Annotated in this window: 20 protein-coding genes; 3 read left to right on the plus strand and 17 right to left on the minus strand. The window is 54.2% G+C overall.

Annotated elements, in window-relative coordinates:
* Positions 1-15: 15 nt before the first annotated feature.
* The 8 genes from fusA to fkpA all read right to left on the minus strand — a co-directional run bounded on the left by fusA (position 16) and on the right by fkpA (position 6060).
* Positions 16-2130 (minus strand): elongation factor G, encoded by a 2115-nt coding sequence (fusA, locus tag ACRQ84_RS13585; RefSeq protein WP_064739692.1) that lies wholly within the window; start codon positions 2128-2130, stop codon positions 16-18.
* 93 nt (positions 2131-2223) lie between these two features.
* Positions 2224-2694, minus strand: coding sequence for a 30S ribosomal protein S7 (gene rpsG / locus ACRQ84_RS13590; protein WP_007886246.1), 471 nt, complete (start codon positions 2692-2694; stop codon positions 2224-2226).
* Between the two features lie 96 nt (positions 2695-2790).
* Positions 2791-3165: a 30S ribosomal protein S12 gene (gene rpsL, locus ACRQ84_RS13595; RefSeq protein ID WP_006120575.1), complete on the minus strand. Its 375-nt coding sequence runs from the start codon at positions 3163-3165 to the stop codon at positions 2791-2793.
* Between the two features lie 126 nt (positions 3166-3291).
* Complete coding sequence (gene tusB / locus ACRQ84_RS13600) at positions 3292-3579, minus strand: sulfurtransferase complex subunit TusB (RefSeq protein ID WP_483816333.1); 288 nt, start codon at positions 3577-3579, stop codon at positions 3292-3294.
* Between the two features lie 9 nt (positions 3580-3588).
* Positions 3589-3948 (minus strand): sulfurtransferase complex subunit TusC, encoded by a 360-nt coding sequence (tusC, locus tag ACRQ84_RS13605; RefSeq protein WP_064739694.1) that lies wholly within the window; start codon positions 3946-3948, stop codon positions 3589-3591.
* Positions 3948-4334, minus strand: a complete 387-nt coding sequence (gene tusD, locus ACRQ84_RS13610) for a sulfurtransferase complex subunit TusD (RefSeq protein ID WP_064739695.1) — start codon at positions 4332-4334, stop codon at positions 3948-3950. Before tusD ends, tusC begins: the two co-directional genes overlap by 1 nt.
* The gene (locus ACRQ84_RS13615) at positions 4334-5056 is read right to left on the minus strand and encodes a helix-turn-helix transcriptional regulator (protein WP_007886240.1); all 723 of its coding nucleotides are present in this window, start codon (positions 5054-5056) and stop codon (positions 4334-4336) included. The genes tusD and ACRQ84_RS13615 overlap by 1 nt, the downstream gene beginning before the upstream one ends.
* Before the next feature lie 173 nt (positions 5057-5229).
* Complete coding sequence (gene fkpA, locus ACRQ84_RS13620; RefSeq protein WP_064739696.1) at positions 5230-6060, minus strand: FKBP-type peptidyl-prolyl cis-trans isomerase; 831 nt, start codon at positions 6058-6060, stop codon at positions 5230-5232.
* 280 nt (positions 6061-6340) lie between these two features.
* Between fkpA and ACRQ84_RS13625 the strand changes: the two genes are divergently transcribed.
* The gene (locus ACRQ84_RS13625; RefSeq protein ID WP_064739697.1) at positions 6341-6559 is read left to right on the plus strand and encodes a protein SlyX; all 219 of its coding nucleotides are present in this window, start codon (positions 6341-6343) and stop codon (positions 6557-6559) included.
* A 43-nt stretch (positions 6560-6602) separates the two neighbouring features.
* On the opposite strand, the gene slyD is transcribed toward ACRQ84_RS13625, so the two are convergent.
* The 4 genes from slyD to kefG all read right to left on the minus strand — a co-directional run bounded on the left by slyD (position 6603) and on the right by kefG (position 9944).
* Positions 6603-7157 carry a peptidylprolyl isomerase gene (slyD, locus tag ACRQ84_RS13630; protein WP_049851962.1) on the minus strand — a complete coding sequence of 185 codons (555 nt, stop codon included), beginning with the start codon at positions 7155-7157 and terminating at the stop codon, positions 6603-6605.
* Positions 7158-7350: 193 nt separating this feature from the next.
* The gene (locus ACRQ84_RS13635) at positions 7351-7545 is read right to left on the minus strand and encodes a YheV family putative zinc ribbon protein (protein ID WP_007892203.1); all 195 of its coding nucleotides are present in this window, start codon (positions 7543-7545) and stop codon (positions 7351-7353) included.
* A gap of 45 nt (positions 7546-7590) precedes the next feature.
* Positions 7591-9393: a glutathione-regulated potassium-efflux system protein KefB gene (gene kefB, locus ACRQ84_RS13640; RefSeq protein WP_483816334.1), complete on the minus strand. Its 1803-nt coding sequence runs from the start codon at positions 9391-9393 to the stop codon at positions 7591-7593.
* Positions 9393-9944: a glutathione-regulated potassium-efflux system ancillary protein KefG gene (gene kefG / locus ACRQ84_RS13645; protein WP_061719708.1), complete on the minus strand. Its 552-nt coding sequence runs from the start codon at positions 9942-9944 to the stop codon at positions 9393-9395. The genes kefB and kefG overlap by 1 nt, the downstream gene beginning before the upstream one ends.
* Before the next feature lie 114 nt (positions 9945-10058).
* Between kefG and ACRQ84_RS13650 the strand changes: the two genes are divergently transcribed.
* Entirely contained in the window at positions 10059-11963 is a 1905-nt protein-coding gene (locus ACRQ84_RS13650) for an ABC transporter ATP-binding protein (RefSeq protein WP_483816335.1), read from the plus strand.
* Positions 11964-12039: 76 nt separating this feature from the next.
* Here the strand turns inward: ACRQ84_RS13650 and tauD are convergent, their stop codons facing one another.
* Genes tauD through tauA form a run of 4 tightly spaced genes read right to left on the minus strand, consistent with a single transcriptional unit; the run spans position 12040 to position 15459 of the window.
* Positions 12040-12879: a taurine dioxygenase gene (tauD, locus tag ACRQ84_RS13655; protein WP_483816336.1), complete on the minus strand. Its 840-nt coding sequence runs from the start codon at positions 12877-12879 to the stop codon at positions 12040-12042.
* Positions 12876-13703 (minus strand): taurine ABC transporter permease TauC, encoded by an 828-nt coding sequence (gene tauC, locus ACRQ84_RS13660; RefSeq protein ID WP_483816337.1) that lies wholly within the window; start codon positions 13701-13703, stop codon positions 12876-12878. The genes tauD and tauC overlap by 4 nt, the downstream gene beginning before the upstream one ends.
* Positions 13700-14467 carry a taurine ABC transporter ATP-binding subunit gene (gene tauB / locus ACRQ84_RS13665; RefSeq protein WP_483816338.1) on the minus strand — a complete coding sequence of 256 codons (768 nt, stop codon included), beginning with the start codon at positions 14465-14467 and terminating at the stop codon, positions 13700-13702. The genes tauC and tauB overlap by 4 nt, the downstream gene beginning before the upstream one ends.
* A gap of 11 nt (positions 14468-14478) precedes the next feature.
* Positions 14479-15459 (minus strand): taurine ABC transporter substrate-binding protein, encoded by a 981-nt coding sequence (tauA, locus tag ACRQ84_RS13670; RefSeq protein WP_483817928.1) that lies wholly within the window; start codon positions 15457-15459, stop codon positions 14479-14481.
* Positions 15460-15692: 233 nt separating this feature from the next.
* Between tauA and ACRQ84_RS13675 the strand changes: the two genes are divergently transcribed.
* On the plus strand, positions 15693-16673 hold the full coding sequence (locus ACRQ84_RS13675; protein ID WP_483816339.1) for a LacI family DNA-binding transcriptional regulator: 981 nt from the start codon (positions 15693-15695) through the stop codon (positions 16671-16673).
* Position 16674: 1 nt separating this feature from the next.
* Here ACRQ84_RS13675 and ACRQ84_RS13680 read toward each other — a convergent pair whose 3' ends face one another.
* The gene (locus ACRQ84_RS13680) at positions 16675-17277 is read right to left on the minus strand and encodes a LysE family translocator (protein ID WP_064739704.1); all 603 of its coding nucleotides are present in this window, start codon (positions 17275-17277) and stop codon (positions 16675-16677) included.
* Between the last annotated feature and the right edge of the window lie 35 nt (positions 17278-17312).

A 17312-nucleotide genomic window follows, 5' to 3' on the forward strand; every position in this document is an offset into this window, starting at 1 on the left:
TTTTTAAACCGTAGCTTATTTGCTACGAGCTTCAATAACGGCTTGAGCGACGTTGTTCGGCGCATCATCGTACTTCAGGAACTCCATGGAGTAAGAAGCACGGCCTTTGGTCAGAGAACGCAGCTGGGTTGCATATCCGAACATTTCAGACAGCGGAACTTCAGCATGGATCTGAACGCCAGTAGCGTTAGATTCCTGTCCTTTGAGCATACCACGACGACGGCTAAGGTCACCGATAACGTCACCGGTGTTCTCTTCCGGAGTCTCTACTTCAACCTTCATGATTGGCTCAAGCAGCACAGGTTGTGCTTTCTTAAAGCCATCTTTAAAGGCCAAAGAAGCAGCCAGTTTAAACGCTAGCTCTGAGGAGTCGACATCATGGTATGAACCGAAGTGCAGACGAACACCCAGATCGACTACCGGATAACCGGCCAGAGGACCTGACTTCAGCTGCTCCTGGAGACCTTTATCAACCGCAGGGATGTATTCAGTTGGAATCACACCGCCCTTGATATCGTTGACAAATTCGTAACCTTTCGGGTTAACGCCCGGCTCCAGTGGGTACATGTCGATAACAACATGACCATACTGACCACGACCACCAGACTGCTTGGCGTGTTTACCTTCGATGTCGGTAACTTTCGCGCGAATTGCTTCACGGTAAGCAACCTGAGGTTTACCGACGTTCGCTTCAACGTTGAATTCACGCTTCATACGGTCAACGATGATGTCGAGGTGCAGCTCACCCATACCAGCGATGATGGTCTGGTTGGTTTCTTCATCAGTCCATACGCGGAATGATGGATCTTCCTTCGCCAGACGACCCAGAGCCAGACCCATTTTTTCCTGGTCAGCTTTGGTTTTCGGCTCAACGGCGATAGAGATTACCGGCTCAGGGAATTCCATACGCTCAAGAATGATGACGTTATCTGGGTCACACAGGGTGTCACCAGTGGTCACGTCTTTCAGACCGATCGCCGCGGCGATATCGCCCGCGCGAACTTCCTTGATCTCTTCACGTTTGTTCGCGTGCATCTGAACAATACGGCCCAGACGCTCACGGTTTGACTTAACCGGGTTGAACACGGTGTCACCGGTGTTAACAACACCAGAGTAAACGCGGAAGAAGGTCAGGTTACCAACAAACGGGTCGGTAGCAATTTTGAACGCCAGTGCAGCAAACGGCTCTTTGTCATCAGAATGACGTTCAGCCGGCGTGTCTTTACCGTCGTCCAGCATACCGTTAATCGCGGTAACGTCAGTCGGTGCTGGCAGGTATTCAACAACCGCATCCAGCATCGCCTGAACACCTTTGTTCTTAAATGCAGAACCACAGGTCACCAGGATGATTTCGTTTTTCAGAACGCGCTTACGCAGAGAAGTTTTGATCTCTTCTTCAGTCAGTTCTTCACCGCCGAAGAATTTCTCCATCAGCTCATCAGAACCTTCAGCTGCGGCTTCAACCAGATTCGCACGCCATTCTTCAGCCAGTTCCTGCATATCAGCTGGGATGTCTTCGTAAACGAAGGTAACGCCCTGATCGGCATCGTTCCAGTTGATCGCTTTCATCTTCACCAGGTCAACAACGCCGGTGAAGCCTTCTTCTGCGCCGATAGCCAGCTGAAGTGGAACTGGGTTTGCACCCAAGCGCGCTTTCATCTGGTCAACAACTTTCAGGAAGTTAGCACCCATACGGTCCATTTTGTTAACGAACGCGATGCGTGGAACTTTATATTTGTTAGCCTGGCGCCATACGGTTTCAGACTGTGGCTGAACACCACCAACCGCACAGTAAACCATTACTGCGCCATCAAGCACACGCATAGAACGTTCAACTTCGATGGTGAAGTCAACGTGTCCCGGGGTGTCGATGATGTTTACGTGGTGTGGTTCAAACTGCTTAGCCATACCAGACCAGAAACAGGTAGTCGCAGCAGACGTGATGGTGATACCACGTTCCTGCTCCTGCTCCATCCAGTCCATGGTTGCTGCGCCGTCATGCACTTCACCGATTTTGTGGTTTACACCGGTGTAGAACAGAACACGTTCGGTAGTTGTAGTCTTACCGGCGTCGATGTGCGCACTGATACCAATGTTACGGTAGCGCTCAATGGGTGTTTTACGAGCCATTTGATTCCTCTGATTCTTAGACGTTCTAAGTTAAAAAAGCCCAGCAGGTGAGTCACTGGGACGCCCGCTGGGTTAATAACAACTACGTTGCTGTTACCAGCGGTAGTGTGCGAACGCCTTGTTGGCTTCAGCCATGCGGTGAACGTCTTCACGTTTCTTAACTGCAGTACCTTTGTTCTCTGCAGCATCAGAAAGTTCGTTCGCCAGGCGGAGAGCCATAGATTTATCACCGCGTTTACGAGCAGCTTCTACGATCCAACGCATTGCCAGGGCATTACGACGAACCGGACGGACTTCAACTGGAACCTGGTAGGTAGAACCACCAACGCGACGTGACTTAACTTCGACAGTCGGACGTACGTTTTCGAGAGCAACCTCGAACGCTTCCAGGCCATCTTTACCAGCGCGTTGAGCCAGGGTATCAAGCGCGGTATAGACGATAGATTCAGCAGTAGATTTTTTACCATCTACCATCAGGATATTTACAAATTTAGCCAGCAGCTCTGATCCGAACTTAGGATCCGGCAGAATTTTACGCTGACCAATGACGCGACGACGTGGCATGGAAATACTCCGTTGTTAATTCAGGATTGTCCAAAACTCTACGAGTTTAGTTTGACATTTAAGTTAAAACGTTTGGCCTTACTTAACGGAGAACCATTAAGCCTTTGGCTTCTTCACGCCGTACTTGGAGCGTGACTGCTTACGGTCTTTAACACCTGAGCAGTCCAGCGCGCCACGAACGGTGTGGTAACGCACACCTGGCAAGTCTTTAACACGACCGCCACGGATCAGGATCACGGAGTGCTCCTGCAGGTTATGACCTTCACCGCCGATGTAGGAGGTAACTTCAAAACCGTTAGTCAAACGCACACGGCAAACTTTACGCAGTGCTGAGTTTGGTTTTTTAGGGGTGGTGGTGTACACACGAGTACAAACACCACGTTTCTGCGGGCAAGCTTCCAGCGCAGGCACGTTGCTCTTTGCAACTTTGCGTACGCGTGGTTTGCGAACCAGCTGGTTAACTGTTGCCATTAAATAGCTCCTGGGATTTAGCTTTTTGCTTCGTAAACACGTAATAAATCGCCTCGTATTACTACGAGGAGGCAGAATTTTAGGGCTGTGTCAAAAGGGTGTCAAGAAATAACCAGGTTTTCGCTCTTACCAGGCCACTTGTTGTTGATGCTTCGCTGTCATAGCAACGAAACCAGTATAGTCCAAACGTGCTACTTTGGTCGAAATTTGCTCAGTCAGGCCGCGCGCCGCTACATCTTCTAGTAATACCCACAGCGTAGCCGGCGATGTGCTGAGCTTGGTTAACATCTGGCTGCCGGCCAAAGCGGCGGTCACGCCATCCTGCAACAAAAGCAGATCGTCGCCATCTTTCAATAGAAGCAGCAGGCTATCGAGATCGCATTGCCAGGGAGAGTGCAGCAGCGTGTAGAGCATAATCAGTTCTCAGAAACGAATAACACGATGATAGGTAGCAAGCTTCTCGCGCAGCGATGCAGCATCCAGCACCTCAGCAGCCAACACACGTTCAGCCGTCAAACTTTGGCCACGCGCCAGCAGCGAATCAGCGCAGATAAAACACTGGTCGATATCGTACAGCGCCAGTACGCCAAAGGTAGCGATATAGTTGCGCGCCAGAATCTGCTCGGGTTGTTGGTCGCGTTGGAGCTGCAGCACGCCATCACCGATAAAGAACAGACCGATATCCTCGCTTAACGCGCCTGTCGCCAGCACAGCATCCAGCCCTTCCCTGCCGGCGCTGCTGCCGTGCGGTGCCTGAGTAAACAGGAAGGCCACGCGGTTCATCAGAATTGCACCAGACGATCGCAGCCGAGCGCGGCTTCTGCCAGTGCGCCCAAACCGCTCAGTTCAAAACCTGGCTGCAGATTACTGCCCGCCAGTTGCAAGCGCGCCGCTTCCTGCGCATCCGTTACGCCACGTCGTAATGCTGCGGCCACACAGATGTTCAGCGCGGTGCCACTTTCAGCACGCAACTGCTGCCATTCACGTACCATATCCACCTCATCGCTCGCCGGCGCGCTAAGTTGGTTAGCATTTAACACGCCTTCACGATAAAAGAACACGCTCTCTAGCTGATGTCCGGCCTTTACTAGCGCGCGCGCAAACAATAGCGCACTGCTGGCATGTTGCGTGCCGTATGCCGGTCCGGTGACTAGCAACGTGTAGCGCATTAGCGATCCTGCCCCTGGAAATCACCGCTTTTAAACTGGCGAATGTAGAGATAAACCGTGTGCTTAGAAATATTGAGGCGATCGGCCACCTGGTTAATCGCGTCTTTAATATCGAAGATGCCCTTCTCATACATATTCAGCACGATCTGGCGATTTTTGGCATTGTTGGAGACGTTGCGATCAGCGCTTACTTCTTCAATCGCGAACTCAAGCGTCTGCATCACCAGATCTTCCACCGAACTGGCAAAATTGACGTTGGAATCCACCTGCTGCATTTCCGGTGGCATAAAGGTCGACATTATTTGCGAGAACGGGACGTCAAGGTTCATGTTGATGCACAGCAAGCCAATGACGCGCTGCTGGCGATTACGAATCGCAATAGTGACCGATTTCATCAGCACGCCGCTTTTCGCACGCGTGAAGTAGGCTCTGGACACATTGCTGTCTGCGCCGTGCATATCGTGCAGCATACGTAGCGCCAAATCGGTAATAGGCGAACCCACTTTGCGTCCGGTGTGTTCACCGTTAGCGATACGCACCGCGGAACACTTCAAATCTTCCAGGGAATGCAGCACGATTTCGCAGTGCGAGCCAATCAGCATCGCCAGGCCATCGACAACGGCTTCGTATGATTTGAGGATATCGTAGTCTGCTTGCTCGAACGGACGTTGCTCCAGTAAATCGAAGTCAGTCAGTTCACCGGGATTGAATGGATTAGACATCGAAGACATTACCCTAAATGGCTGGAGCCTGTCTCGACAGCATTGGGGCAGACTCATATTGTGATAATTGTGCAGGCGCTAGTCTGGCAAATGTCATGGTCTTTAGCCAGACCTTTACTCTCTTCTCCGAAATAAAAACGCCGCCCGCAGGCGGCGTGAGTAGAAAGTTCAGATTACTGTGCTTTCTGATCGCCAGCGACCGGAGCCTGTGCTTTCTCATCGGCCTTTGGTGCCGGCTTGATATCGAGCAGTTCAACATCGAACACCAGCGTGGAGTTAGCCGGAATACCCGGAACGCCATTTTTGCCGTAAGCCAGGTTCGGTGGAATCACCAGCTTGATCTTTCCGCCTTTCTTCACGTGCTTCAGACCTTCGGTCCAGCCCGGAATTACACCGTCCAGACGGAACGACAGCGGCTCACCGCGAGTATAAGAGTTATCGAACTCAGTACCGTCGATCAGCGTACCTTTGTAATTGACAACTACAGTGTCGCTGTCTTTTGGCGCGCTACCGGTACCTTCTTTCTCTACCTGATACAGCAGGCCAGATTCGGTTTTCTTCACGCCTTTTTCTTTCGCGAATTTGTCGGCGTAAGCAGAACCCTTATCGGAGTTCTCTTTCGCGTCTTTTTCCATCTTAGCCTGAGCAGCGCCTTTCACGCGGCCTTCAAAGGACTGCAGGGTTTGCTCGATCTCTTGATCAGAGAGTTTGCTCTTGCCGCCAAATGCGTCCTGAACACCCGCGATCAACTGATCTTTATCCAGTTTGATGCCCAGCTTCTCTTGTTCCTTCAGAGAGTTGTCCATGTAGCGACCGAGGGAGGCACCAAGCGCATAAGCTGATTGCTGGTCTTCGTTTTTGAAAGCAGCATTTTTCGGTGCTTGCGGCGCTGCCTGCGCAGCGTCTGCTGGAGCAGCGGCGGTTTCTGCTGCCATTGCCAGCGGTGCATTCAGCGCGAAGGCCATGGTGGTAGCTAACAATGTGACTTTAAACAGTGAATTCATCCTTTCTCCAAAACCGAAGCCTCTAACCTCGGGAATCATTGCGGACTGAGGCCCACACTATAACTTTACGTGGCAGCGGCGAACACTCCCACAATGTAATTACCCGTTCAACCTCCGACCTTTTTTGCTTCAGGAAGTTTCATCAGAGATATAGGCGTTATGCGTCGTTTCAATGCAGCATGGCGCGTTAAGATAAAATATCAGGTGATTCTGAAGCGAAAGGCCGTAGAATCACGCCCGAAACAGATTAATGCGCAGCACCGGAAGATGAGGAAAGATCATGCCGCAAATAGAATGGGAACAACGCCTTGAGGCGCTGGAAAGCAAACTGGCTTTTCAGGAATACACCATCGATCAGCTCAATCAAACGGTAGTTCAGCACGAGCTGGAGATGATCAGACTGCGTGAGCAGGTCCGTCTGTTAGTGGACAAGGTGAAAGATAGCGCGCCGTCGATGATCGCCTCGCAGTCTGAAGAGACCCCACCACCCCATTACTAAAAAGAAAGGCCACCCGAAGGTGGCCTCGCCAGCGTAGTACTGATTAGTGGCTGCAGCCGCAACCGCCAGTGCCACATCCGCCCTGGCCGTGATCGTGACCATGGTCGTGGTCATGATCGTGATGATGACCATCCGCGCCATGCACGTGGCCGTGGGCCAGCTCTTCTTCAGTCGCTGCGCGAATCGCCACAACTTCCACGTTGAAGTTCAGGTTCTGACCCGCCAGCATGTGGTTACCATCAACCACTACGTGCTCGTCTTCAACTTCGGTGATTTCAACCGGAACTGGACCCTGATCGGTTTCTGCCAGGAAGCGCATGCCAACCTGCAGTTCGTCAACGCCCATAAACACGTCTTTTGGTACGCGCTGTACGAGGTTGTCATCGTACTGACCGTAAGCGTCGTTTGCCGGGATATGCACGTCAAACTTATCGCCTACATCATGATTTTCCAGCGCTTTTTCCAGACCAGAAATCAGGGAACCATGACCGTGCAGATAGTCCAACGGTGCACTCACCGGTGACTCGTCAACCAACACACCGTCTTCGGTACGAACCTGATACGCCAGGCTCACCACCAGGTCTTTTGCTACTTTCATGATATCTCCTAACCGTTGAGAACTAAGATCCCGTCCCATTGGTCAATTTTGCGTGCAATAACCAACCAGAAAGGTTCAAGACTGAGGATGCCAACAAATGTGTTGTTGCATACTGCTCAGCGTTAATGGCGCCGATTGTAACGGAATTCAATCCCGCTGTAAGTTCAAGCGTAAAAAAACCTGAGCCATTGCGCTACTCAGGATGAAAAATGCCGATCACTTGCTCATTGCTGCGAACCTGATCGCGCACTTGCTTATCCGCTTCACGCATTTGATGACCGCACTCTACGCATTCCACCACATCAACATTGTTTTCACGCCACAACGCTAATGTGTCTTTTTCCTGGCAGTGCGGACAAACCGCACCGGCAATAAACTGTTTACGCATACTCTTTCCTGCCGCTATTCATGAACGGATACGTTAAGTGTAGCCTCACTCATCATCCCAGCCGTCAAACTGGCGTTTTTCATGCTGCATTTCGCGCTGGAAGATGTCTTCCAATTCGCGCCGCGCCTCACGCACGCGTGAAACCTGCGCGCTATCATCGTGGCTCGGCACCAGTTCACGCAGCATTCGCATATCCAGGCGACGAAAATGTTGCTGCGCGCGCTGCGCCTGATGCGGATGCATGCCAAGCGTGATCAATGCTTTGCGCCCCAGCTCCAGCGCACTTGAGAAGGTCTCACGCGAGAAGAGCGTAACACCCGCTTGCAACAGTTCGTGTGCTTCAACACGACCGCGCGCGCGCGCCAGGATTTCCAGCTGCGGGAAATGCTGCTGACACAGCTGCACAATGGTCATCGAATCTTCCGGATCGTTACAGGTAATCACGATGGATTGCGCATTCTCGGCGCCCGCCGCACGCAGCAGCTCCAGTTCAGTGGCATCGCCATAGTAAACCTTATAGCCATATTTACGCATCAGGCTCACCGCAGAGATATCACGCTCCAGCACCGTGATACGTTTATTATTGGCCATCAGCAAACGGCCCACAACCTGACCAAAACGCCCAAAGCCAACCACAATTACCTGTGGCTGATCGTCTTCAACAAAGTGTTTTTCGGCATTTTCATCGGGTTCATTAAAGCGACGCGCCAGTAATCGGTCGATGCCGTTCATCAGCAGCGGCGTGGTCATCATCGATAGCGTAACCGTCACCAGCAGCAGTGGCATTTGGTCGCCGCTGAACATTTTGGCCGAAGACGCCGCCGAGAACAGCACAAAGGCAAATTCACCGCCCTGGCTTAACACGCCGGCAAATTGCTGACGCTCTGAGCTGCGCAGGCCATAAATGCGGCCCAGCACATACAGCACCAGCGTTTTCACCGTAACCAAAATTAACACGCCCAACAAAATTTCGGTGATGTGGGTATAAAGCACGCCGAGGTTCAGCGCCATGCCTACCGAGATAAAGAACAAGCCCAACAGCAAGCCTTTAAACGGTTCGATGGCCACTTCCAGCTCATGACGGTATTCACTTTCTGCCAACAGAATACCGGCGATAAAAGTACCCAGCGCCATCGACAGGCCCAGCGCGTCCATAAACAACGCCGAACCGAGTACCAGCAGCAACGACGCAGCAGTAAACACCTCGCGCACGCCGGATGCGGCAATAAAACGCAGGATCGGACGCAGCAGATAACGGCCACCAATCAGCATCCCACCGAATGCCAGCACTTTCATGCCGACTTTCAACCAATCAACGTGGCCGCTGTCGCCGCCCGCCAGCAGCGGCACCAGCGCCAACGCCGGAATCACCGCCAAATCCTGGAACAGCAGCACCGAGAAGCCGAGCTGGCCGGATTCACTGCGGTTCATGCCTTTATCGCGCATCAGCTGCAGCGCCATCGCCGTCGATGACATCGCCAGGCCAATACCGCCGATCACCGCCGCCTGCCAGCTAAAGTCCGTCAGCCACAGCAATCCACCCAGAATGGCCGCAGAGATCAGCACCTGAGCGGCGCCGACACCAAAGATAGAGCGGCGTAACGACCAGAGTTTCGAGGGGTTCAGTTCGAGACCGATGATAAACATCAGGAACACCACACCCAGTTCGGAGAAGTGAAGAATCTCCTCAACGTCGCTGATGAAGCCCAAACCCCAAGGGCCAATTGCAATACCGGCCAGCAGATAACCCAGCACAGCGCCAATGCCGAGCCGCGCCGCAATCGGCACAATTAATACCGCCGCGACCAGATAAATGACGCCAGCCGTCAGTAACGTTTCACCTTCCATCACACACCTCCTTGCGGCAGCGGTGAGGCCAGCCAATCGCCGTACGCCCGCGCAAAATTACGCATCACTTCCGGCGTCTGCCGACGCGCCCAGTGAATGACCATCGGCGTCATCCAGTGCATACGACACATCTGCGCCGTCAGCTCAAACGGACGCATGATGTCACTCATCGGATAGCGATTCAGGCCGCTATGGTGATACGCCGCCTCCGGTTCGCCGGTGGTCACCACGCTGCGCCAATATTTGCCTTCCAGCGCATTGCCATCCGGACCACTGGCAAAGCCGCGCGACAGCACGCGATCCAGCCACTCCTTTAGCAGCGCCGGGCAGCTGTAGGTATAAAGTGGGTGTTGGAATACAACGATTTGATGTTCGCGCAGCAGCTGTTGCTCATAGTGAATATCAATAAAGAAATCCGGATAGTGGGCGTATAAATCGTGCACCGTGACGTGGTCCAGTTCCATAGCCGACTGCAGCAAAACCCGATTAGCAATCGAATCCTGTGATTCCGGATGGGCGTAAAGCAGCAATATTTTGGGTGGCTGCGACATCGTTCCCCTCCAAAGCGTCGTCACGGCACAGGAATTCCGCTACCATGCTCGACGCAACAAATTTTCTCGAATTATGTTGCCGGTAAATTAACATATTCTGACGATACGGCGCTTATGATTGTCTTTTCAGCACTACAAATTCGCCGCGGCACCAATGTGCTGCTGGATAACGCAACAGCCACCATTAACCCAGGCCAGAAAGTGGGTTTAGTGGGCAAAAACGGCTGCGGCAAATCGACGCTGCTGTCACTGCTGAAAGGCGAAATCAGCAGTGATGCAGGCAATGCCACCTTCCCGAGCAACTGGGCGCTGGCGTGGGTTAACCAGGAAACCCCGGCGCTGAGCAAACCCGCGCTGGAGTATGTTATCGACGGCGATCGCGAATATCGTCAGCTTGAATCTGAATTAGCCGATGCCAATGCGCGCAACGATGGCAATGCCATCGCCCTGCTGCACGGCAAGCTGGATGCGATTCAGGCGTGGAGCATACCTGCTCGCGCCTCAAGTTTGTTGCACGGTTTGGGCTTTAGTCAGGAACAATTAATGCGGCCGGTGAGCGACTTCTCCGGCGGCTGGCGCATGCGCCTCAACCTCGCGCAGGCGCTGGTGTGCCGTTCCGATCTGCTATTGCTGGATGAACCCACTAACCACCTTGATCTTGATGCCGTCATCTGGCTTGAACGCTGGCTGAAAAGCTACGAAGGCACGCTGGTGCTGATATCGCACGACCGCGACTTCCTCGATCCGGTGGTCGACAAGATCATCCACATCGAACAACAGACGATGTTCGAATACACCGGCAACTACAGCTCGTTCGAACGTCAGCGTGTCGCCAAGCTGGCGCAACAGCAGGCGCTGTTCCAGAGCCAGCAGGAAAAAGTGGCGCACCTGCAGAAGTATATCGATCGCTTCCGCGCGCAGGCGACCAAAGCCAAACAGGCGCAGAGCCGCATCAAAATGCTGGAGCGCATGGAGCTGATTGCGCCCGCGCACGTCGATAATCCGTTCAGCTTCAGTTTCCGCGCGCCGGAAAGCTTGCCCAATCCGCTGTTGAAGATGGAGCGGGTTACCGCCGGTTACGGCGAGCGCATTATTCTCGACGCCATCAAACTCAACCTGGTGCCAGGTTCGCGTATTGGTCTGCTGGGCCGAAATGGTGCGGGTAAATCCACCCTGATCAAACTGTTAGCCGGTGAATTAGAGGCGCTGGGCGGCAAAGTCGGCCTGGCGAAAGGCATCAAGCTCGGTTACTTCGCTCAGCATCAGCTGGAATATCTGCGCGCCGATGAATCGCCGTTGCAGCATCTTTCACGCATCGCGCCGAAAGTGCTCGAACAGCAGTTGCGCGATTACCTGGGCGGCTTTGGCTTCCAGGGCGATAAAGTCAGCGAAATCACCGAGCGTTTCTCCGGCGGCGAAAAAGCGCGCCTGGTATTGGCCTTAATTGTCTGGCAGCGGCCAAACCTGCTGCTGCTCGATGAACCGACCAACCACCTCGATCTGGATATGCGTCAGGCGTTGACCGAGGCGCTGATCGATTTCGAAGGCGCGCTGGTGGTGGTCTCGCACGATCGTCATTTACTGCGTGCCACCACCGACGATCTCTATCTGGTGCATGATGGCAAGGTCGATGTGTTTGAAGGCGATCTGGAAGATTATCAGCAGTGGCTGAGCGATCTGCAGAAGCAGCAAGCGCAACAGGATGCCGCGCCGAAGCAGGATAACGGCAACAGTGCGCAATCGCGCAAAGATCAAAAACGCCGTGACGCCGAACTGCGCGCACAAACCCAACCGCTGCGTAAAGAGATCGAGAAGCTTGAAAAGCAGATGGCGAAGTGGCAGACCCAGCTCAGCGAAGCCGAGGCGCAACTGGCCGACAGCGCGATCTACGATCAGAGCCGCAAAGCCGATTTGAATGTTGCATTGCAGCGTCAGGCCGAAAGCAAGGCTGCGCTGGAAGAGGTCGAAATGGCATGGCTGGATGCACAGGAACAGCTGGAGCAGATGCTAGCGCAGTGATGCACGTTAGCTGGTCAGCATAAATGCTGACCCTACGTGAATTTGTAGGGTCGGCATTCATGCCGACCACGCTAAATCAAACCGGCTTATCACCAAGAACAGTCGCACGATGCATCACCCGCCGCGCTGGATAATAATCCGCATTCGCATAGTGTTGCGTCACACGATTATCCCAGATCGCCACATCATTCTCCTGCCAGCGCCAGCGCACCTGGAACTCCGGTTTAGCACTATGCCAAAACAGGAAGTTTAGAATCGCATCGCTCTCTTTTTCGCTCAGGCCCAGTAAACGCGTGGTGAAACCTTCATTCACAAACAAGGCTTTACGTCCGCTGACGGGATGGGTGCGAATCACCGGATGCTGCACTGGCGGATTTTTTGCCACCGCCTGCTGCCAGCGCTGATGCTCTTCCTTGGTTTTACGGTATTTGTACTCCTGGAACGACTTCTTGAAGTCATGCTCCGCCTGCAATCCACTTAGTAGCTGCTTGAACGGCTCAGAAAGCGCTTCGTATGCCGCAATGCCGGTTGACCATAAGGTGTCGCCGCCGCTCTCCGGCAGCAGCTTCGACGCCAAAATAGCAATCGCCGGCGGCGTTTCTATAAAGGTAACGTCGGTGTGCCAGTTATCGTTGTCCGGCGGATTGTCCTGATGGGTATCCAGCACAATGATCTCGTCCACACCTGCTGCATGCGGATAGACCGGATGGATGTGCAGATCGCCAAAGCGAATCGCCAGCGCGCGCTGCTGTTCCGGGGTAATCACCTGATTGCGCAGGAACAGCACCTGATGGCGCAGCAGGCCATGATAAAGCTGTTCAAACTGTGCATCGCTCAACGGGCGGCTGAGATCCACATCGCTGACCTGCGCCCCGATATTCGGGCCCAGAGCGGTAAAAGAAAGTCGTTCGTTCATTGCTGTTCTCCATTCCAGGGCGTCAGTCGGCGCTGCAAGGCGCGCAGACTCAGTTCTAAGCCAAAGGCAATCAGGGCAATCACGGCGATCCCGGCCAGCACCACGTCGGTGGCGAGAAACTCACCGGCCGACTGCACCATAAAGCCCAGTCCACGCGTGGCGGCAATCAGCTCGGCTGCCACCAGCGTTGACCAACCTACGCCGAGACCGATGCGCAAACCGGTGAGGATTTCAGGCAGCGCGCCAGGCAAAATGACAAAGCGCAGCAACTGCCAGCGCGATGCGCCAAGAGCCTGCGCGGCACGAATCCGCACCTGCTGCGCATTCTTCACGCCGGCCAGCGTCGATAAGGTCACCGGGGCGAAAATCGCCAGATAAATCAGTAAAATTTTCGAGGTTTCGCCGATGCCGAACCAAATCACCATTAGCGGCAAATAGGCCAGCGGCGGCACTGGGCGATAAAGTTCGATCAGCGGATCAAGCAAGCCGCGAATCGCCGGGCTCAGGCCCATGGCGATGCCCACCGGAATGCCAATCAGCGCGGCAAAGAACAGCGCCACCAGCATGCGCGCCAGGCTGGCACCTAAATGCTGCCAAAGCGTAGCGTCCATAAAGCCTTGCGGGCTGGCGATCAATATTAGCTTCTGCAGCACCACTTGCGGCGGCGGTAAAAACAGTGGGGCAACTAAGCCCAGCGCCGTTATGCCCCACCACAGCAGCAGCAACAGGCCTACGCTCAGCAAGCTGAGTGAGAACTGGCGGGAGAACGGCCAGCGCAGTCCACCACGACGCGGCTGGGTTTTCTCATCAAGCAACGCACTCATATAAATGCCTCACGCTGGGAAAACACTTGATTCAGTACATATTCACGACGCTCGATAAACGCCGGATCGGATTTGATGCTGCGGCATGGTTCCCCGGCCGCAAAGCGCTGACCAAAATCAAGTTTCAGACGCTCCACGACGCGGCCCGGTCCCGGTGACAGCAGCACCAGTTCGCTGGCGAGGAACACCGCTTCTTCGATGTCATGGGTGATCAGCAGAATCTGTTTGCCAGTCTCTCGCCACAGCGTCAGCAGTAAGGTTTGCATCTGTTCACGGGTAAAGGCGTCCAGCGCACCAAACGGCTCATCTAACAGCAGCAACTGCGGATCAGCCGCCAGCGCACGCGCAATCCCCACGCGCTGACGTTGCCCCCCAGAGAGCTGCCAGATAAAACGCTGCTCTGCACCTTCAAGTCCCACTTTGCGGATTAAACGGCGCGCAATGGTATGACGCTCCACCTTCGCCATCCCCGCCAGTTGCAAACCGAACGACACGTTATCAATCACGTTGCGCCATGGCAGCAATCCTTCATTTTGAAACACCACGCCGCGCTCGGCACCCGGCCCTTTCACCACTTTGCCATCCAGCATAATGCTGCCAGATTCCAGCGGCAGAAAGCCGGCGATCAGGTTGAGCAGCGTGGTTTTTCCGCAGCCGGAGGGGCCTAACACCACCAGCAGGTCTCGGCTGCCCAACTGCAGGTTGATGTCCTGCAGCGCGGGTTGTCCGGCATAACGCGCATTGAGATGGGTGATGTTGAGCATAGGGCCTCCGGTTATTTTGCTAAGGGCGCAACGAATCGCGTCGTGACGAAGCTGCTGTAATCGTTGTCCGCCGCAGGCACTTTGCCCTGCTCTTTCAGGAAGTTGGCGGTATCCACAATGGCCTTGTTTACCGGCTTGCCGAGCTGCTCAACCTGCTGTTGCGCGGTCAGATACGTGTTGCCTTTCACCAGCACCGGTACATCCGCTTCCGGTACACCGCTCAGACGCGCCAGCTTGCTCAGGTTGTCTGACTGCTTCAGCCATTGTTCCGGATTGGCAATATAAGCTTGCTGCGCTTCAACGGCGCTTCGGGCAAAGGCGGTGACGATGTCTGGATGCTGCTGCGCGAAGTCCTTACGCACCACCCACACATCCAGCGTTGGCGCGCCCCACTTGCCGACCTGCGAAGAATCCGTCAGCACGTTGCCATCTTTCTCCAGCTCATTCACTGCCGGAGACCAGACGTAAGCACCGTCAATGTCACCGCGTTTCCAGGCGGCAATAATCGCTGGCGGCTGCAGGTTGACTAACGTGACTTGTGAAGACTTGATGCCCCAATGCTTGAGCGCGGCGAGGAAGCTGTAATGCGTCGTCGAGATGAACGGTACGGCGATGCGCTTACCAATCAGGTCTTTAGGATCTTTGATGGTTTTCTTCACCACCAGCGCTTCGGAGTTACCGAGCTGTGAGGCCAGCAGGAAAGCTTCAATTGGCAGCTTTTGCGTGGCGGCGACCGCCAGCGGGCTTGAACCGATATTGCCAATCTGTACGTCGCCCGATGCCAGTGCGCGCAACACGCTGGCACCGCTATCAAATTTGCGCCAGTCGACGGTGGCACCGCTCTCTTTGGCGAAAGTATTATCCGCCTGCGCCACTTTGGCCGGTTCAGCCGACGTCTGGTATGCCACGGTAACGTTGACCGCTTGCGCCTGGAACGCCATCAGGGCCAGAGCCGCCGCGACCGCCGTTATTGTTTTTTTCATCGCCATCATCATTCACCCCAATGTGTTTTTGTCTGGGCAGTTTCTCCAGCGACAGTAATTTCATAAAGGAATTAAAAATTATCCCTAATGCCGATCTGTTCTTAGATCAACATCGGGCAAGGCTATGCAAAAAACACAAATGGAAAGAAGGTAGAAATCGATAAATATGTCACGCGCTCACATTACGTCTGTGATATTGATAGACTTCTCATTTTTCACCTTTCACTTGCGGTCCTAAATACATGTCGATTGAAAAAGTCGCGCACCTGGCTGGCGTGTCAAAAGCCACTGTTTCACGGGTTTTGAACCAAAATCCCGGCGTGCGCCCGGATACGCGCGCCAAAGTGCTGGCAGCCATCGACATCTGCGACTATCAGCCCAATTTGCTGGCGCGCCAGTTGCGCACCGCGCAAAGCCATATGTTGTTAGTGTTGATCCCCGACATTACCAATCCCTTCTGCTCGCGTGTGGTTCAAGGCATTGAGGCGGAAGCGGAAGCGCAGGGTTACCACATTCTGTTGTGCAACTCAGGATCACAGCTGCGACGCGAAGCGGCCTATATTGCGCTGCTCACCGGCAAGGTGGTGGATGGCGTGATCACCATGGACGCGGCCGGCTGTTTGCAGGAGCTGAAAGCGCTGATTGGCGATGCGCCTTGGGTGCAGTGTGCGGAATACGATCCATCGATCGAAGCGTCCAGCGTGACGATTGATAATAAAGAAGCGGCCTTCGAAACCGTGCGTTATCTGGCGGAGAAAGGCCGCCGCCGTATTGCACTCGTGAACTGCGATATGCGCTACCTCTACTCTCATCAGCGTGAAGAAGGTTATCGCGCGGCGCTGGAGCAGTTGGATCTTACGTGGGGGGGCGTGGCCTACGCCGAGAATATCACCTGCGAAGCGGGCAGCGCGGCATTGCGTGAACTGCTGTCGCAGCCGGAACGTCCTGATGCCGTGTTTGCGGTCTCTGATGTATTGGCTGTCGGCGTCATCCACGCAGCGTTGGAAGCGGGGTTGCGCGTACCAGAGGATTTAGCGGTGGTGGGATTTGATGGTATCAACTTTACCAGCAGCCTGAATCCGCCGCTGACGACCATTGAGCAGCCAATGAATCACATGGGGGCACGCAGCGTGCAATTGCTGCTGCAGCGCATCCGGCAGCCGAACTCACCGGTGGTGCAGGAAGTGTTGCCGTGGAAGCGCGTAGAACGCGCTTCCAGTTAACTCAGCGCCAAATCAGCAACACGCACGCGGCAGTGAGTAAACCCATCGCCAGATTGAAGATTTTCCACGCGCGTGGGCTGCGCAGCAGACGTCCAATCAGCGAGCCAAAGCCCATCCAAATCACGCCAGAGACCACGTTCACCAGCGCCATGCCGATGCTGATCGCCACCACCGAATGCAGATATTCGCTGCCTGCCAGGCTAAAGCTCGCCACCGCACCCAGCGCCATCAGCCAGGCTTTCGGGTTGATCAGCTGCAGCAAACCGCCTTGCCAGAACGGCATTTGCTTCACCGTAACCTCATCGGTTTCCAGCTTTTCATACTCGGCGGTGGCGATTTTCCACGCCAGCCACAGCAGATAAAGGCTACCGGCAATTTTCAGGATCAGATGCAGTGAAGGATAAAGCAGGATAAGACCGCCAATGCCAAATGCCACCATCAGCAACATGACTTGCATGCCGATCATGATACCAATGAGCAGCGGAAGGGTGCGCAGGAAGCCAAAATTAGCACCCGAGGCCGTAAGTAACATATTATTGGGCCCGGGCGTGATGGCCGCGACCCAGAGAAAACCTAACATTGATAAAAAAAGACTCAGTTCCATGTATATTCGGGTGCTCCTCACCCAGTAAAGCGAAC

This window comes from Pantoea sp. E2023-21 (genome assembly GCF_051302795.1).
GTDB lineage: Bacteria > Pseudomonadota > Gammaproteobacteria > Enterobacterales > Enterobacteriaceae > Pantoea > Pantoea ludwigii_A.

Excerpts from the sequence above, each read along its gene's own strand:
- tauA (WP_483817928.1), bottom strand. The coding sequence starts at position 15,459 with ATGATGGCGATGAAAAAAACAATAACGGCGGTCGCGGCGGCTCTGGCC.
- tauC (WP_483816337.1), bottom strand. The coding sequence starts at position 13,703 with ATGAGTGCGTTGCTTGATGAGAAAACCCAGCCGCGTCGTGGTGGACTG.
- ACRQ84_RS13635 (WP_007892203.1), bottom strand. The coding sequence starts at position 7,545 with ATGCGTAAACAGTTTATTGCCGGTGCGGTTTGTCCGCACTGCCAGGAA.
- ACRQ84_RS13615 (WP_007886240.1), bottom strand. The coding sequence starts at position 5,056 with ATGTCTAATCCATTCAATCCCGGTGAACTGACTGACTTCGATTTACTG.
- ACRQ84_RS13625 (WP_064739697.1), top strand. The coding sequence starts at position 6,341 with ATGCCGCAAATAGAATGGGAACAACGCCTTGAGGCGCTGGAAAGCAAA.
- tauB (WP_483816338.1), bottom strand. The coding sequence starts at position 14,467 with ATGCTCAACATCACCCATCTCAATGCGCGTTATGCCGGACAACCCGCG.
- tauD (WP_483816336.1), bottom strand. The coding sequence starts at position 12,879 with ATGAACGAACGACTTTCTTTTACCGCTCTGGGCCCGAATATCGGGGCG.
- tusD (WP_064739695.1), bottom strand. The coding sequence starts at position 4,334 with ATGCGCTACACGTTGCTAGTCACCGGACCGGCATACGGCACGCAACAT.
- fkpA (WP_064739696.1), bottom strand. The coding sequence starts at position 6,060 with ATGAATTCACTGTTTAAAGTCACATTGTTAGCTACCACCATGGCCTTC.
- ACRQ84_RS13680 (WP_064739704.1), bottom strand. The coding sequence starts at position 17,277 with ATGGAACTGAGTCTTTTTTTATCAATGTTAGGTTTTCTCTGGGTCGCG.
- kefB (WP_483816334.1), bottom strand. The coding sequence starts at position 9,393 with ATGGAAGGTGAAACGTTACTGACGGCTGGCGTCATTTATCTGGTCGCG.
- tusC (WP_064739694.1), bottom strand. The coding sequence starts at position 3,948 with ATGAACCGCGTGGCCTTCCTGTTTACTCAGGCACCGCACGGCAGCAGC.
- fusA (WP_064739692.1), bottom strand. The coding sequence starts at position 2,130 with ATGGCTCGTAAAACACCCATTGAGCGCTACCGTAACATTGGTATCAGT.
- rpsL (WP_006120575.1), bottom strand. The coding sequence starts at position 3,165 with ATGGCAACAGTTAACCAGCTGGTTCGCAAACCACGCGTACGCAAAGTT.
- slyD (WP_049851962.1), bottom strand. The coding sequence starts at position 7,157 with ATGAAAGTAGCAAAAGACCTGGTGGTGAGCCTGGCGTATCAGGTTCGT.
- tusB (WP_483816333.1), bottom strand. The coding sequence starts at position 3,579 with ATGCTCTACACGCTGCTGCACTCTCCCTGGCAATGCGATCTCGATAGC.
- kefG (WP_061719708.1), bottom strand. The coding sequence starts at position 9,944 with ATGTCGCAGCCACCCAAAATATTGCTGCTTTACGCCCATCCGGAATCA.
- rpsG (WP_007886246.1), bottom strand. The coding sequence starts at position 2,694 with ATGCCACGTCGTCGCGTCATTGGTCAGCGTAAAATTCTGCCGGATCCT.
- ACRQ84_RS13675 (WP_483816339.1), top strand. The coding sequence starts at position 15,693 with ATGTCGATTGAAAAAGTCGCGCACCTGGCTGGCGTGTCAAAAGCCACT.
- ACRQ84_RS13650 (WP_483816335.1), top strand. The coding sequence starts at position 10,059 with ATGATTGTCTTTTCAGCACTACAAATTCGCCGCGGCACCAATGTGCTG.